Here is a 15,174-nt window from a genome sequence, read left to right on the forward strand (position 1 = left end):
GACAACTGTCCGCTCACTGGAAAACGTAACGGACAGCTGTCCGCTTAGCAAGAACGGGATTCGGCCACGGACCCGGGAGGAGGACGGGTGTCGCAGTCGAAGAGGGACAACCCGACCGGTCCCCTGCGCTCGGACGCGCAGCGCAACCGCGAGCGGATCCTGCGCGTGGCCACGGAGGAGCTGACGCGCTGCGCGGACGCGCCGTTGAGCGCCATCGCCAGGAAGGCGGGCGTCGGGCAGGGCACCTTCTACCGCAACTTCCCCAACCGCGAGGCCCTCGTCCTGGAGGTCTACCGGTACGAGATGCAGCAGGTGGCCGATGCCGCGCCCCACCTGCTGGCCACCCGGGAGCCCGTCCGGGCCCTGCGCGAGTGGATGGACCGCCTCGCCGGGTTCGCCATGACCAAGGCCGGCCTGGCGGACGCGATCCGGCTGGTCACCAGCGCGCCCGGCAGCCCGGAGAAGCCGCATCCCACCCCGGTCATGGACGCCGCCGCGCTCCTGCTCCGCGCCAACGAGGAGGCCGGCACCATCCGGGCCGGGATCACCGCGGACGACTTCTTCCTCGTCATCGGCGGTCTGTGGCTCATCGGCCCCGGCGAGGACTGGCAGCCGCGGGCCACCCGGTTCCTGGACTTCGTCATGGACGGGCTGCGGGCGGGAGCGCCAGGCCGGTGACCGCCTCCCGGAAGCGGTAGCGGCGTTCGGGGCGGCCCGTCGACCCGTAGCGCAGGGAGACCTCCGCGCGACCGACGGTGTGGAAGTACTCCAGGTAGCGGCGGGCACTGACCCGGGAGACGCCGGTCAGCGCCGCGCATTCGCTGGCGGACAGCGTGCCCTCGGCGTCACGGAGGGTGCGTTCGACCAGCCCGGCCGTCTCCACGCTCATTCCCTTGGGCAGCGCCGGGACCGGGGCGGCCGGTACCGCCGCTCCGGCCAGGACGCGGTCCACGTCGGCCTGGCCGCGTACCACGGTGCCGAGCAGCCGCCCCCGCCGGCCGGCGTAGCGCTCCAGCCGGACGCGCAGGTCCTCGAAGTCGAACGGTTTGAGCAGGTAGTCGACGACCCCGTGGCGGACGGCGCCGCGCACCGTGTCCGCCTCCCGGGCCGCGCTGATGACCATGACGTCGCAGTCGTGACCGGCGGCGCGCAGCCGGGTGACGACGTCCAGGCCGAAGAGGTCCGGCAGGTACAGATCGAGCAGGACGAGTCCGGGCCGGAGTTCGTCGACGGCCGCCAGGGCCTGCTCGCCGGTACCGGCGACTCCGACGACCCGGAAGGGCTCGACGCGTTCGACGAAGGCGCGGTGGACCCGGGCCACCATGAAGTCGTCGTCGACGACGAGCACGCCGATCGCGCCGGTCGTGGCGGTGGCGCGGCCGGTGCCGCTCGTCCCCTTCATGGTGCTGCTCCTTCCGCCACCGCGTCGGTGAGGTGGCTGACCGTCATGCGTGCGGTGAACACGGCCCCTTCACGGGTGTTGGTCACCGAGATCTCGCCGCCGTGGCGTTCGCAGACGAGCCGGGTCAGCGCCAGGCCGATGCCGCGCTCGCCCTGCCGGGCGGCCTTGGTGGTGAAGCCGTGCGAGAAGACCTCGCGGGCCAGTTCGGGCGCCACGCCGGGCCCCGAGTCGCGGACCACGATCTCCACGCTGGAGGCGTCCTGTCTGAGCTCGACCTCGACCCAGGCGGCGTCGCCGGCGGGCGTCGCGGCGGCGTCCACCGCGTTGTCGACGAGGTTGCCGACCACGGTCGCCACGTCGGCGGCGTCCTCCGGGGCGAGCCGGCCCAGGGCGGTGCGCTCGGAGACGCGCAGGGCGACCCTGCGCTCGGCCGCGAGGGAGGACTTGGCCGTCAGCAGCGCGGCGACGGCGGTGTCGCGGACCCGGCGGCTGAGGGTGACGTCGAGGGACTGGCGGCGCCGGCTGAGCGCGCGGATGTAGCGCACCACCTCGTCCTGCTCGCCGATCTGGATCAGCCCGGAAATGGTGTGGAGCTGGTTGGCGAACTCGTGGGCCTGGGCGCGCAGCAGCTCCGAGGTGCTGCGGAAGGCGCCGATCTCCCGTTCCAGGCGGGCCAGTTCGGTGCGGTCGCGCAGGGTGGTGACCGAGCCGAGCGCACGGCCGTCCTTGGTGACGGTCATGCGGTTCATGACCAGGACCCGGCCGTGGCGGACGACGACCTCGTCGCGCCGTCCGTCCGTCTCGCGCCGGTCCGCCGCGTCGGCCGTGGCGCCGGTCAGGACGTCCAGCAGCCGCCCGTCGATGCCCAGGCCGTCCAGGCTCTGGCCCACGCAGTCCCCGGGCAGGTCGAGCAGGCGCCGGCCCATCTCGTTGACCAGGGTGATCCGGTGCTGCGGATCGAGGGCGACCACGCCCTCGGCGATGCCGTAGAGCATCGCCTCCCGGTGCTCGGCGAGCCCGGTGATCTCGCGGGGTTCCAGACCGAGGGTCTGCCGTTTGACGCGCCGGGCGAGCAGCCAGGAGCCGGCCACACCGAGGCCGCTGGCGATGCCGAGGTAGGCGAGGAGGTAGGAGGAGGCACCGCCGAGCCGCTGCCACACCGTGGGGTCGGCCTCGCCGACCATCACCGTGCCGAGGTGCCGGCCGAGGGTCGCCCGGGTGTCCCCGAGCACCGGTACCCGCGCGACGAGTTCCCGGCTGCCGCCCAGGGTCAGCGCCCCCGACCAGCCGCGTCCCTCGGCGGCGCCGTCGGCGAGCGGCAGCCGGGTGCCGACCACCGTCGGGTCGGTGGAGCTGACGATGCGGCCGCCGGCGTCGGCCACCGTGACCGACGTGACGCCGGACTGGGTCTGCGTGGCGTTCACCAGCGGGGCGAGGGCCTCCTGCGGTACGGGGCGCGACAGCTGACTGCGGACCAGCGGGGTGGCGGCCAGCTGTTCCGCCAGGGCGGCGACGCGGCGGCCCTCGACCCGGTTGAACGTGGCCTTCGACTGGGCGAGGGAGACGGCGGCCACCGCGAGCAGCACCACCACGACGATGGCGAGCTGGAGGACCAGCATCTCGCCCGCGAGGGTGTGACGGCGGAAGGTGGGGGCCACGGCGTACTCGATCTCGGCTGACGGAGGCAGGAGGGTCGGGGCGGGGTGCCGGGTCGCCATCATGGCGCCCACCTGCGGCGAAGGAAAGGGATGTGCCGTCTTCGCAACGAACCGGCGATGTGCCGGTAATACGCGCCGCCCCGGCGGGCAGTGACCGGAGGCGACCGGTGACGCGGCGGACCGGCCGTCGGTGAGGCACCGGACAGGCGGTGAGTAGGGCGCCGGACAGGCCGCCGGTGACGCGCCGGACGGCGACCGATGACGCGCCGGGCAGGCCGCCGCCGGTGAGGCGCTGGACGGCGGCCGGTGACGCGAGGGACCGGCGAACGCAAAGACCACAACCTCCCTTGGTTCCGCAAGGAGGACACACCGCCGGACCGGGGGCACCATGTGGCCCACGTCACCCTCTCCCACAGGGCTTCCCGTACCGACCTACCCAACCGACAGGTGGTGGCATTCGTGCGCCTGCGCACCCCCCTTGCCGTGCTCGGGGCCGCCGTGCTCGTCCTCGCCGGTCCCCCGCTGCTCTCGACGGGCAGCGAGTCCGGGGCCGGCACGCAGATCCCCGGCCTGCGCTTCATGGTCCCCAACACGCCCGGCGGCGGCTACGACATCACCGCCCGCACGGCCGCGAAGAACGCCGAGGACGCCGGACTCACCCACGACATCGAGGTGTTCAACCTGCCCGGCGCGGGCGGCACCGTGGGCCTGAGCCGGCTGGTGAGCGAGCACGGCAACGGCAAGCTCGGCATGTCCATGGGACTCGGCGTCGTGGGCGCCGCCCGCTCCAACCACGCGCCCAAGACCCTCGCCGACACCACGCCGATCGCGCGGCTCACCGAGGAGCAGGACGTCGTCGTGGTCGCCAAGAACTCCCCGTACCGGACGATCGACGAGCTGATCACCGCCTGGAAGGAGAATCCCGGCAAGATCCCCGTCGGCGGCGGCTCGTCCCCGGGCGGGCCCGACCACCTCGCGCCGATGCTGATGGCGCAGGCCGCCGGGATCTCCCCCAGGTCCGTCAACTACATCCCCTTCGACGGGGGCGGTGAGCTGCTCGCGTCGATCCTCGGCAACAAGGTCGGTTTCGGGGTCTCCGGCGTCGGCGAGTACCTGGACCAGATCAGGGCGGGCGAGCTGCGGGTGCTCGCGGTGACGGGCCCGGAGCGTGTGGCCGAGCTCGAGGACGCCCCGACGCTCAAGGAGTCCGGCTACGACGTGGACTTCACCAACTGGCGGGGCATCGTGGCCCCGCCCGGCCTGACCGACGCGGAGCGGAACAAGCTGACCCGCCTGGTCGAGGAGCTGCACGACTCCCCCGAATGGAAGAAGTCCCTGGAGCAGAACGGCTGGGACGACGCCTTCCTGACGGGTGCGGAGTTCGGCTCGTTCCTGGAGGCCCAGGATCAGCGTGTGGTGTCGGTACTGAAGGAGCTGGGACTGTGACGACACGGACCGAGACGTCCACGGAGCCGGCCGCCGTGCGGCGTTCGTGGCTGCGCGACCACTCCGAACTGGGCGTGTGTGTCCTGCTGCTGGCGCTCGGCGTGCTGGTACTGACCGACGCCCTGACCATGGACGTCGACATCACCCAGCGGGGTCCGGTCGGACCGAAGACGGTCCCCGTCGTCGTCGGCGCGGGCCTGCTGGTGATCGCCGCGCTGCTCGCCGTCGACGTCCTGCGCGGCGGCCGGGGCGAGGCCGAGGGCGGTGAGGACGTCGACCTGTCCGAACCGGCGGACTGGCGCACGGTGCTGCTGCTGGCCGGGATCTTCCTGGGCGCGGCGGTGCTGATCGAGCCGGCCGGCTTTCCCGTCGCGGGCGCGCTGCTGTTCTGGGGGGCCGCGTTCGCCCTCGGCAGCCGGCGCGTCGACCGCGATCCGCTGATCGCCGCGGTGCTGTCCCTGATCACGTACGTCGTCTTCGACAAGCTGCTCGGAGTTCCGCTGCCCGGCGGTCCGCTGATGGGAGTGCTGTGACATGAACGCTCTGAACTCCCTCCTGGACGGCTTCGGCACGGCCCTCACTCCGCTCAACCTCCTGTGGGCCGCCCTGGGCGTCCTCCTCGGCACGGCCATCGGCGTGCTGCCCGGCATCGGCCCGGCGATGGCCGTGGCGCTGCTGCTGCCGGTGACGTACGGGCTGGATCCGGTGGCCGCGTTCATCATGTTCGCGGGCATCTACTACGGCGCGATGTTCGGCGGGTCGACCACCTCCATCCTGCTCAACACCCCGGGCGAGAGCGCCGCGGTGGTCGCCGCCATGGAGGGCAACCCCATGGCCAAGGCGGGGCGCGGCGCACAGGCGCTGGCGGCCGCAGCCATCGGTCACTTCGCGGGCGGCATGATCGGCACGATCCTGCTGGTGGTGCTGGCGCCGACGGTCGCCGACCTGGCGGTGGACATCGGTGCCCCCGACTACTTCGCCATCATGGTGCTGGCGTTCATCGCGGTGACCTCGGTGCTGGGCTCGTCGCGCATCAGGGGCCTGGCCTCCCTGCTGATCGGCCTGACGATCGGTCTGGTGGGTCTGGACCAGATGACCGGCCAGCAGCGGCTGACCTTCGGCTCGCTGCAACTCGCCGACGGCATCGACGTGGTGATCGTCGCGGTCGGTCTCTTCGCGATCGGCGAGGCGCTGTGGGTCGCGGCGCACCTGCGGCGCGGCGCGGCCGAGCCGATCCCGGTGGGGCGCCCCTGGCTCGGCCGCGGCGACGTGCGGCGGACGTGGAAGTCGTGGCTGCGCGGCCCGTTCATCGGCTTCCCGTTCGGCGCGATCCCGGCGGGCGGCGCGGAGATCCCCACCTTCCTCTCGTATGTGACGGAGAAGCGGCTGTCGAAGCACAAGGACGAGTGGGGCAAGGGTGCCATCGAGGGCGTGGCCGGTCCGGAGTCGGCGGCGTCGGCCTCGGCGGCGGGCACGCTGGTGTCCATGCTGACCCTGGGGCTGCCGACCACGGCCGTCGCGGCGGTCATGCTGGCCGCCTTCCAGCAGTACGGCATCCAGCCGGGCCCGCTGCTCTTCGAACGGGAACCCGAGCTGGTGTGGGGCCTGATCGCCTCCCTCTTCGTCGGCATGGTGCTGCTGCTCGCGCTCAATCTGCCGCTGGCACCGGTGTGGGCCAAGCTGCTGCGCATCCCGCGGCCCTACCTCTATGCCGGGATCATGTTCTTCGCGGCGGTCGGCGCGTACGCCGTCGGCGGCGAGGTCGTCGACCTGGTGATCCTGCTGATCATCGGCCTGGTCGGCTTCGGCATGCGGCGCTACGGCCTGCCGGTCCTGCCCGCGGTGATCGGCGTCATCCTCGGCCCCAACGCCGAGCAGCAGCTCCGCCGCGCCCTGCAGATCAGCGACGGCAGCGTCTCGGGCCTGGTGAACACGCCGTTCGCGGTGACCGTGTACGCGGTGATCCTGCTGCTGCTGGCGTGGCCGGTGCTCAAGGGGGCGGTGCGGCGCGTCCGCGCGTGAGGTGTTCCCCGCGGCACCGCACCCGGAGTCCCGACGGGGCCCCGGGTGCGGTGCGTTCCGGGCGGTGCCCGGGACCCGGCTGGCCGGATCTCAGCCGGCCCGCTCCAGGTCGCGCACTCCCCGGGCGGCCAGCGCGACGAGCGACACCCCGGAGATCACCGCCGCGACGACGAGCAGCCACGTCTCGAAGCCGACGGCGGTGGCGACCGGACCGGTGAGGGCCAGGCCAACGGGGCGGGCCACGAAGGAACCGACCGTGTCGAAGGCGTAGACCCGGGCGAGTTTGTCCTCCGGCACATGGCTCTGGATGGACTGCTCCCAGTACACGTCGAACATCTGCAGGCCCAGTCCGTGCAGGAAGGCGCCGAGCAGGACGGGCCACAGCGTGTCGGAGAGGGCCATGGCGAGCGGGAAGAAGCCCGTGAACGCCAGCAGGACGACGCCGGCCCGGAGCGGGTACCGCGGCCGTATGCGGAGGCAGAGCAGGCCGCCGGTCACGAAGCCGGCCATCAGGACCGACAGGGCGAGTCCCCAGGCCGACCGGCCGAGCCCCTGGCCCACGACGACGGGACCGAGCACCGCCTGGGCCCCGCCGTAGAAGAGGTGGTAGAGGAGGGCCTGGAGGATCAGCAACCAGAGCCAGCTGTGCCGCATCACCTCCCGCAGGCCGTCCCTGAGGTCCGCCACCGCCGACGCGGCCCGGGGCGTGCGGACGTGGGGGACGCGGAGACGGGCGAAGGCCGCCGCGGCGAAGGCGAAGGTGCAGGCGTCGGCCACGATCGCCCATCCCGACCCCACGGCGGCGACCAGTACTCCCGCCACGGCGTAGCCGACGGTCGAGGCGCCGGTCTGGAGCAGCGTGCGCAGGGCCACCGCGTCGCCCAGTTCGTCCTGCGGCACGACCAGCCGGGTCATCGCCATGGCCGAGGGGCGTCCCAGCGCGGAGACCACGCCGCCGAGTCCGCCCAGGACCGCGATCAGCGGGATGGTGGCGACGTCCAGCAGCAGCGCGCCGGCCAGCCCGCCCATGACCAGGGCGCTGACGACCGACGCCCCCGTCATCATGAGCTGCCGCGAGACCCGGTCGCCCAGGACGCCGCCGGCGAGGGTGGTGACGACCTGGCAGGCCGCGAAAGCGGCTTCCACCAGGCCGAGCTGGACGACCGATCCCCCCAGGTCGAGGACGGCGAACGCCAGGGCGACCGGCGTGATGGCGTTGCCGAGCGCGTTGACCGCGGTGCCGGCCACCAGGTACCGGAAGCCGGGGTGGCGCAGGACTCGATGACTTCGTCGCTTCACAGCGGGGAAGGTATTTCGGCACCGAAATTCTCGTCAACCAGTTATTCGGCAGCGAAGGGAATGTCTAGAATCCTCGCATGGAGCAACCTCGCCCCGACCTGCCGCACGACTGGGCGGACGGCCACGTCGACCGCTGGCGGGACCACTGGATCGGCATCGACTTCGACGACGAGGTGGAGGCGATCACGGTCCGGCTGGACCGGATCCGGCGCCACCTCAAGCGGACCACGCGCCGCGCCGTCGAAGGGGCCGGGCTCCAGATCCACGAGTACGAGACGCTGCACCACCTGATGATCCGGGACACCCCGGGCCGGGCGACCCCTTCCGCGCTGGCCGCCGATCTCGGGGTGAGCGCCGCCGGGACGACCGGCCGGCTCGACGCGCTGGAGAGGGCCGGCTGGGTCCGCAGGGCACCGTCCGCCGACGACCGGCGGCGCGTCGACGTCGAGGTGACCGACACCGGCCTCGCCGTCTGGAAGCGCGCGATGGCGCTCCGCGGCCGGGCCGAGGACGAGCTGTTCGCCGCCCTCACGGCACGGGACCGCGCCTGTCTCGCCGCGCTGCTCAAGCAGTTGACCCTCCGCATCGAGGGCACCGGCTGACCGGCCCTTCCCGGGCGCCCCTCCGGCACGCGCCCGAGCGGCCCGGGGACCCGGGCCGGCCCAGGAGGGAGAGCCGCCCACCGGGTCCGTGCGTTTCCGGTGGAAGGTGGCCCCACGGGGCCTTGGAACGTCCGGTCCGGTGGGCGGCAGGGCAGCGGGGTACGGAGGTCACGCACGGCCTGCGAGCAGTACCCGGTGCATCGGCGTGTCCAGCAGGGCCGTGCGGCGCAGGCCCGCGTCAGCGAGCCACTGGTCGTAGTCCTGGATCGTGTAGGCGTCGCCGCCGCCGGTGGCCAGCATGGACGCGGCGAACAGCCGGGAGAAACGGTTCTGGGTGTTGGCGCCGCCGGCGTCCTCGTCGACGATGTGGTCGACGATCGCGATGAGGCCGCCGTCGGTGAGCCCCTTGGCGGACTTCAGCAGCAGCTCGTGTGCCGACTCGGGTGTCTGCAGGTGGAAGATGTTGACGAACAGGGCGAGGTCGGTGCAGCTGCCCCAGTCGTCGGCCCAGAAGTCGGCGGTGAGCGGCTCGAACCGGTCGGCGACGCCGAGTCGTTCGGCCTGTGCGACGGCGATCTCGATGATCCGCGGGGCGTCGAGGCCCCGCGCCGTCAGCCGCGGAAACGCCTCGAGGAGCAGGTGGCTGTAGATGCCGGTGCCGCAGCCGACGTCCAGCAGGGTGGCCTCGGCGTCCTGGCCCCAGCCGTGCTCGCGCAGGGCCGCGGCGAGCACCGCGACGACCGGCGGGGCCCAGAAGTTGATGCCGCGGGCAAGGGCGGCGTAGTCCTCCTCGGATATCTGGTTGACCTGGGCGCCGCCGAGAGCGCCGCGGGCGCCGTCGCGCACGTTGTCGGCGAGGTGACGCCATGCGTGCCAGGCGATGTTCCGGTCGTGGGTGATCTTCCCGGCCAGACTGAAAAGACCGTCGGGCGCGAAGACGCCGCGCAGGGCGGTCGGCAAGGTGTAGACGGCCTGGCCGTCGGCACCCCGCTCGCGCTGGAGGATGTCATAGGCGTGCAGCCCGTCCAGCAGTACGCGGGTGGCGCGCAGATCGGTACCGAGGGTCTCGGCGAGGTGAGCGGCGGTGTACGGGCCGGCACCGAGAGCAGTGAACACGCCGAGGTCCTGGGCGGCCTCGATGACTCCGGGCGCCCACATGCCGATCAGGTGCTCGTAGACACGGTGGGTGGCGCGGGCCTCGGAGTCGTCCACGGACAGCAGTCGCGTGTCGACGAGCGGGGTGTGGTTGACGGAGGCGGTGAGGTCGACGGGCCCGGTCATGTCGGGTCAACTCCTCTGGCCGGTGGAGTGTTCCGGCCCGTGATGTGGCGTGCCGTTCATGGAGGAAGCTCCGTTCTGCTGCATGACGTTTTGTTCATCCGTGGGATTTTGCCCACCCATGGCGACTACCTTTTGTGGCCGATCACCAAGTGCTTCTCGCCACCGGCCCTGCGCACTTCGCAGTCACGGAACCCGGCCCGCTCCAGCAGGGCGATGAACTCGGCGCCCGTACGGTGCTTCCCGGCCATCTCGATGTGCATCACCAGGTTCATCGCGGCGGTGGCCAGCGGACCGCTGTGGTCGTCCTCGAAGAGGCGGTCCATGATGAGGACCCGGCCGGGCCTTTGGCACGCACGGTATGCCTTCTCCAGCAGCATGACGCAGGTGGCGTCGTCCCAGTCGGAGAGGATGTAACCGAAGGCAAGGCAGTCACCGTGCGGGAGTTCGTCCGTGAAGAAGTCGCCGCCGACGAAGTCGAGGCGGTCGGCGACCGGTTGTGCCTGGGCGTCCTCGCCGATCAAGGGGCCGACCACCGGCATGTCGAAGACCGTGGCCCGCAAGGTCGGGGCGCCGAGCAGCGCCGCCACGGCGAACGGGCCGGTGGCCCCGCCGACGTCCACCAGATGCGTCGTCCCCGCCATCCCGGCCAGGGCGGCGAGCTCCTGCGACATGCCGAAGCTCAAGTCCCACATGGCGCGCATGAAGGCCCGCAGCGACTCGGTGTCGCGGTATACGTCGTCGAACGGGGACGCCTCCGTGGCGGGCTTTCCTTCGGAGAGGTAGGTGTCCAGGCGGCCGAGGCGGCCCGAGGTCTCCAGCGTGAGGTGCTCGATGAAGCCGCCCAGGTACCGGGTGCTGCGGCGGTCGAGGAACGGCGCCGCGTCGGAGGTCAGGGCATATTCCCCGCCCGCCGCGCGTTCCACGACGCCGAGGGAGGTCATGACCAGCAGCATGCGCTCCAGGGTGTCCTGGTCGATGCCGAGGCGCTCGGCGAGGCACTCGACGGTGCCCGGGCCGTCCTCGATGAGGGATGTGAACACCCCGTGCTTGACGGCGCTGTGGAGCACCGGAGTGGAGATGAGTCCGTAGACGGCGTTCTCAAGCGCACTGGGCATCATCGGTCTTGCTCCTCGATCACGTCGATTTCTTCCACCAGTTGGGCCAGCTCTCGCGGATGGCTGACGTGCGAGGCGTGACCCGCGCCGGAGATCTCGGCGAAGCGGCCGTGCGGCAGCAGCTCGGCGAGCCGCTGTGCCACGACCCTGTGGTGCGTGGCTGACCGGGAGCCGGCCGCCACCACGGCAGGGGTGGGAAACGTCGCCGGGTCGAAGCCCGGGACGTCGACGGCGGGATCCGTCATCTCGGAAATGAGGGCCGTCCCGTCCGCGGCAAGGTCGGACGGCCGTGCGCGTGCCACGTGCAGCCGGCCTGCCGGGCCCAGGACTTCGGCGAGCATGGCCCGTGTCGCCTGCTCCGGCCCACCCTCCGCGGCGCTGCGCACGGTCTGCTCCCACGGGTCCTCGGCGGGCCACCAGGGCAGCCAGCGCACCGGGGGTTCCACGGCGACGATCCCGGCGACGCGCGACGGGTCCGCGGCGGCGGCGGCCATCGCCACCAGGGCGCCGTAACTGTGGCCGAGTACGATCGGCGTCACGTCCAGCTCGGCCAGGGCCGTGCGAAGGTCGTGCACGTGCACCTGGTAGTCGACGTCCGCGCCTCCGAGCGGGCGGGATCTGCCCCAGCCGCGCCGGTCGTAGCCGAGGACCGGTCGGTCTCGCAGGTGGTCGGCCACCCGGCGGAACGCGTCGCTGCGGTCGAGGGAACCGTGCACGATCATCACGGGCCGGGCAGCCTCACCTGTCCCGTCTCCCAGAGCGCTGACCACTGGTCGCGCCCGGTCCGTGTCGGTCTGTATCGCTCTGCCGTTCACTGAGCCTCTCGCCCCTCGCTCACGAGCCGCACCAACCCGGCCAGGGTCGGTTGGTCGAGCAGTCGCTGTACGTCGAAGACCACGCCGAAGCGTTCCTCGGCGGCCGCCATGAACTCGGCCATGGCCAGCGAGTCGCCGCCTGCGGAGAAGAAGTCGGTGTCCAGCTTCACGCGGACCTGCGGCACGCGCAGGCACGACGAGAACAGCTGGGCCAGCTCCCATGTGATGCGGGTGGCCCTTCCGCCGGTGTCCGGCACGGGCGCGGCAGGTACGGACGCGGCGGGTTCGGACGCGGCAGGTACCGCGCGCACCGGAACCGGAGCCGCGGTACCGCCCGAACCCACGATCCGGACGGCTTCGTTTCCGGGCGTCGCCGTCTCGTGCTTCTCCCCCACCTTTCCGTTCGAGGTGAGCGGCAGCTGGTCCGTGACGGTGAACGTCGCCGGAATCATGCCGAGGTGCAGACGCTCGGCCAGGTGGCGACGTACCGCCGACTCGTCCCAGGAACCGGACTGCTCGGGTACGACGAAGGCGTGCAGCCTGTGGTCGCGCTCGACGGCGTGGCAGGAGGACACGCCGGGGGCCTTCTCCAGCACGCGCTCCACCTCGTACAGCTCGACGCGCTGCCCCCGGATCTTGACCTGGCGGTCGCGGCGGCCGACGTAGTCCAGAGAGCCGTCCTCCCGCCAGACGCACAGGTCACCGCTCCGGTACATCAGCCGTCCGGCCCGCCCCGCGAAAGGGTCGGGCACGAACGAGTCGGTCATGAGGTCGGGGCGCCCCAGATAACGGCCGACACCGATACCGGCGATGTACAGCTCGCCCGGGATTCCGGGCGGCAGCAGCCGGTGTTCGTCGTCCAGGACGTACACACGCTTGCCTGCCACCGGACGCCCGATCGGCGGGTCGTCCTCACCGGCGCACTCGTGCCAGGTGGACCAGACCGCCGTTTCGGCGGGCCCGTACAGGTTGAGAAGTCTGCGGCCCGGCGCCGTCCAGCGGCGGACCAGGCCGCCGGGCAGCCGCTCGCCCGCGAAGGCCGCGATGCGCAAGTCGGGCAGCGGATCGTGCGCGAGCACCGACCACACCGACGGCGTCATGATGGCGGCGCTCACCCGTCGCTCACGCAGCAGCCGTAGGAGCGGCGGGCCGGGGGTCAGATGTGCGGTCCGCGCGACGACGAGCGTCGCCCCGCACAGCAGAGCGAGGACGACTTCGGAGATGCAGCCGTCGAAGTTCAGCGACAGGAACTGCAGCACCCGGTCCTGGGGCCGGATCCGGAACACCTTGCGCTGGGCGATGTGCAGGTTCGACAGCGCCTCGTGGCTGTTGGCGATGGCCTTCGGCCGGCCGGTGGTGCCGCTGGTGAACACGACGTAGGCGGTGTTGCCCGGCGCAACGCCGGTGATCGGCGGAACGGAGGCGCGTACTGCCGGATCGAGTCGCACGACGCCGGCCCGGACACCCAGACCCGCGATCCGGTCGCCGGCGGCGTCGTCGGCGATGACGAGCCGGGCAGAGGTCTGCTCCAGCATGGTCTTGAGGCGCTCGCCGGGGCAGTCGGCAGCGGCGAGCAGGAAGGCGCCTCCGGCCTTGGCCACGGCGAGGATGGCGACGACGAGCCGCACGGAGCGTTCCATGCTGATCGCGACGACCGTCTCGGGCTCCACGCCCAGGTCACGCAGCCGGTGAGCGGCCCCGTTGGCCAGTGCGTCGATGTCCGCGTACGAGTAGGCGACGCCCTCGTCCTCGACCGCCGGGCTGTCCGGCGTCAGTCGGGCTCGCTCCTCGAAGAGCAGGTGCCAGCAGATCTGGGCGGCGCCGTCGTCGGCGCCGGTGTCGTTCCACTCGGTGATGATCTGGTGCCGTTCGAGATCGCTGACCGTCTTGGCTTCCGGCACCGCGTCGGCCACCGGGGCTCCCGTTGCCTCGGCTGCGGAGGGAAGGCCGGCCGACGGGCCGTCCTGTGTCTCGGCCTGTGGCGTACGGCCGATCCACACCGCTGCCCGGTGCCGGGAGCGGGTGTTGCAGTGAGGCCCCCATTCCACCGGGTCCGGGTCCACCGGCGAGAGCCCGAAGTGCTGGTAGCGCTCGATGAAGCCGACGATCGCCCAGCGCGCCAGGCGTTCGGCGAACGGCGCACCGAGGCAGTAGTGCGGGCCGGAGCCGAATCCGAGGTGGCGGCCCTCGCTGCGTGCTATATCGAAGGCGGTGGGGTCGGTGAACTTGCGGGGGTCGAGGTTGGCCGCGGCGAGCAGGACGAGGACTCCGTCCCCGGCCTTGAGCCGCGCCCCACCGATCTCGATGTCGCGCACGGCATGCCGGCCCACGTACTGGCTCGACCCGTCGATCCGCAGTGTCTCGGCCACGGCGGAGTCGACGAGCGCGGGGTCCTGCCGTAGCCGCCGCAGTTGCTCCGGGTTCTCGGCGAGCAGCAGCAGTCCGGTGGAGACGAGGTGCGTCAGGGTCTGGTAACCGCCGGCGACGAGGACCAGCGCGTTGGCGGCGACGAGGTGGAGCAGTTCGGCGGGCGGTTCCTTCGAGGGATCGGTCTCGAAGTCGTCCCGCAGGGCCGTCGCCAGGGTGGTGACGAGGTCGTCGCCGGGCGCCGCGAGGCGATCGGCGGCCAGCTCGCGCAGCCCGGCGAGCGCCTTCTCGAGGAGCGGGACCGTCTCCAGGTCGGCCCGGCTCGGAAAGGTGGAGACACTGCTCAGCAGTCGCTCGTAGGAGTCGGCCCACTCGGTGAGTTCCGCACCGCGGCCTGCCATGCCGAGCAGATGGGTCATCAGGTGCTCGGGCAGCCGTTCCGCGAAGTCCGCCACCAGATCGATGGTTCCGGCGTCGGGCAGCGTGTCCAGTACCTTGCCGGCGATCGCACGCAGAACCGGGTCGTGCCGGCGCATGCTGGCTGGTGAGAACTCGCCGCGGAGGGCGTTCCTGACCCGGGTGTGCTCGGGCGGGTCGTTGAAGAGGAACTGCGCGGACAGCATCTCTGCGGTTGGCGCGATGCCGCTCATGCCGCGTGCCGCCAGGTCGTCCGGGGCGTGGTGGCGCGCGGACGAGAACACCCGGTGGTTGGCGAGGATCTCGACCGACTCGGCGTATCCGGAACAGACCCAGACGCCTCCCACCTCGTCGTAGAAGACGGGCGGAAGCTCGGAAATCGCCTTCCAGTAGAGCCGGGGGTCGGCTATGACCTCGGCGCGGCGCAGATTGTGGATGCCGTGCCGCGCACGGTCGTAGCCGGCAGCGGAACGGGGGATCGGGGACCGCACGCTCTTCCCCATCTCCTTACTTGTCGGCCATGCGCTGCGCGAGGCTGCGCGGACGCATGTCGGTCCAGTTCTCCTCGATGAAGCGCAGGCATGCCTCGCGCGTGTCGCTCGGGTGCGCGATGGTCCAGCCCGCAGGAACGTTCACGGAGACCGGCCAGACCGAGTGCTGGTTCTCGTCGTTGACGAGCACCACGTACGTGCCGTCCGGGTTCTCGAAGGGGTTCGTCATGCCGGGCTCCTTGATGGCGTGATGGATGGG

Annotated in this window: 13 protein-coding genes; 5 read left to right on the top strand and 8 right to left on the bottom strand. The window is 71.9% G+C overall.

The window, feature by feature from the left end; translation table 11 throughout:
* Positions 1-87 precede the first annotated feature (87 nt).
* Entirely contained in the window at positions 88-678 is a 591-nt protein-coding gene (locus AC0VYN_RS21700) for a TetR/AcrR family transcriptional regulator (RefSeq protein WP_475532312.1), read from the top strand.
* On the opposite strand, the gene AC0VYN_RS21705 is transcribed toward AC0VYN_RS21700, so the two are convergent.
* The gene (locus AC0VYN_RS21705; RefSeq protein WP_385467208.1) at positions 641-1,402 is read right to left on the bottom strand and encodes a response regulator; all 762 of its coding nucleotides are present in this window, start codon (positions 1,400-1,402) and stop codon (positions 641-643) included. The two genes, AC0VYN_RS21700 and AC0VYN_RS21705, sit on opposite strands and share 38 nt — an antisense overlap.
* Entirely contained in the window at positions 1,399-3,060 is a 1,662-nt protein-coding gene (locus AC0VYN_RS21710) for a sensor histidine kinase (RefSeq protein WP_475536951.1), read from the bottom strand. Before AC0VYN_RS21710 ends, AC0VYN_RS21705 begins: the two co-directional genes overlap by 4 nt.
* A 459-nt stretch (positions 3,061-3,519) precedes the next feature.
* Here AC0VYN_RS21710 and AC0VYN_RS21715 point away from each other — a divergent pair, with 459 nt between their 5' ends.
* Genes AC0VYN_RS21715 through AC0VYN_RS21725 form a run of 3 tightly spaced genes read left to right on the top strand, consistent with a single transcriptional unit; the run spans position 3,520 to position 6,528 of the window.
* Positions 3,520-4,506, top strand: a complete 987-nt coding sequence (locus AC0VYN_RS21715) for a Bug family tripartite tricarboxylate transporter substrate binding protein (protein WP_475536952.1) — start codon at positions 3,520-3,522, stop codon at positions 4,504-4,506.
* Positions 4,503-5,039, top strand: coding sequence for a tripartite tricarboxylate transporter TctB family protein (locus AC0VYN_RS21720; RefSeq protein ID WP_385467211.1), 537 nt, complete (start codon positions 4,503-4,505; stop codon positions 5,037-5,039). Before AC0VYN_RS21715 ends, AC0VYN_RS21720 begins: the two co-directional genes overlap by 4 nt.
* Position 5,040: 1 nt before the next feature.
* Positions 5,041-6,528, top strand: a complete 1,488-nt coding sequence (locus AC0VYN_RS21725; protein ID WP_451689789.1) for a tripartite tricarboxylate transporter permease — start codon at positions 5,041-5,043, stop codon at positions 6,526-6,528.
* Positions 6,529-6,618: 90 nt separating this feature from the next.
* Here the strand turns inward: AC0VYN_RS21725 and AC0VYN_RS21730 are convergent, their stop codons facing one another.
* The gene (locus AC0VYN_RS21730) at positions 6,619-7,827 is read right to left on the bottom strand and encodes an MFS transporter (RefSeq protein WP_475532313.1); all 1,209 of its coding nucleotides are present in this window, start codon (positions 7,825-7,827) and stop codon (positions 6,619-6,621) included.
* 77 nt (positions 7,828-7,904) lie between these two features.
* Here AC0VYN_RS21730 and AC0VYN_RS21735 point away from each other — a divergent pair, with 77 nt between their 5' ends.
* Positions 7,905-8,429 carry a MarR family winged helix-turn-helix transcriptional regulator gene (locus AC0VYN_RS21735; RefSeq protein WP_475532314.1) on the top strand — a complete coding sequence of 175 codons (525 nt, stop codon included), beginning with the start codon at positions 7,905-7,907 and terminating at the stop codon, positions 8,427-8,429.
* A 168-nt stretch (positions 8,430-8,597) separates the two neighbouring features.
* On the opposite strand, the gene AC0VYN_RS21740 is transcribed toward AC0VYN_RS21735, so the two are convergent.
* The 5 genes from AC0VYN_RS21740 to AC0VYN_RS21760 all read right to left on the bottom strand — a co-directional run bounded on the left by AC0VYN_RS21740 (position 8,598) and on the right by AC0VYN_RS21760 (position 15,144).
* Positions 8,598-9,710, bottom strand: coding sequence for a methyltransferase (locus AC0VYN_RS21740; protein ID WP_475532315.1), 1,113 nt, complete (start codon positions 9,708-9,710; stop codon positions 8,598-8,600).
* Positions 9,711-9,835: 125 nt separating this feature from the next.
* Positions 9,836-10,828, bottom strand: coding sequence for a methyltransferase (locus AC0VYN_RS21745; RefSeq protein WP_475532316.1), 993 nt, complete (start codon positions 10,826-10,828; stop codon positions 9,836-9,838).
* Positions 10,825-11,547, bottom strand: a complete 723-nt coding sequence (locus AC0VYN_RS21750; protein ID WP_475536953.1) for an alpha/beta fold hydrolase — start codon at positions 11,545-11,547, stop codon at positions 10,825-10,827. Before AC0VYN_RS21750 ends, AC0VYN_RS21745 begins: the two co-directional genes overlap by 4 nt.
* 89 nt (positions 11,548-11,636) lie before the next feature.
* A complete protein-coding gene (locus AC0VYN_RS21755; protein WP_475532317.1) occupies positions 11,637-14,915 on the bottom strand; it encodes an amino acid adenylation domain-containing protein in 3,279 nt (1,092 codons plus the stop codon).
* Between the two features lie 16 nt (positions 14,916-14,931).
* Positions 14,932-15,144, bottom strand: a complete 213-nt coding sequence (locus AC0VYN_RS21760; RefSeq protein WP_385467232.1) for an MbtH family protein — start codon at positions 15,142-15,144, stop codon at positions 14,932-14,934.
* Positions 15,145-15,174 lie beyond the last annotated feature (30 nt).

The sequence above is a fragment of the Streptomyces sp. 63XJN7_1_ISO-PGPR-S23-121 genome, assembly GCF_056173025.1.

Excerpts from the sequence above, each read along its gene's own strand:
- AC0VYN_RS21735 (WP_475532314.1), top strand. The coding sequence starts at position 7,905 with ATGGAGCAACCTCGCCCCGACCTGCCGCACGACTGGGCGGACGGCCAC.
- AC0VYN_RS21750 (WP_475536953.1), bottom strand. The coding sequence starts at position 11,547 with ATGATCGTGCACGGTTCCCTCGACCGCAGCGACGCGTTCCGCCGGGTG.
- AC0VYN_RS21740 (WP_475532315.1), bottom strand. The coding sequence starts at position 9,710 with ATGACCGGGCCCGTCGACCTCACCGCCTCCGTCAACCACACCCCGCTC.
- AC0VYN_RS21760 (WP_385467232.1), bottom strand. The coding sequence starts at position 15,144 with ATGACGAACCCCTTCGAGAACCCGGACGGCACGTACGTGGTGCTCGTC.
- AC0VYN_RS21725 (WP_451689789.1), top strand. The coding sequence starts at position 5,041 with ATGAACGCTCTGAACTCCCTCCTGGACGGCTTCGGCACGGCCCTCACT.
- AC0VYN_RS21745 (WP_475532316.1), bottom strand. The coding sequence starts at position 10,828 with ATGATGCCCAGTGCGCTTGAGAACGCCGTCTACGGACTCATCTCCACT.
- AC0VYN_RS21705 (WP_385467208.1), bottom strand. The coding sequence starts at position 1,402 with ATGAAGGGGACGAGCGGCACCGGCCGCGCCACCGCCACGACCGGCGCG.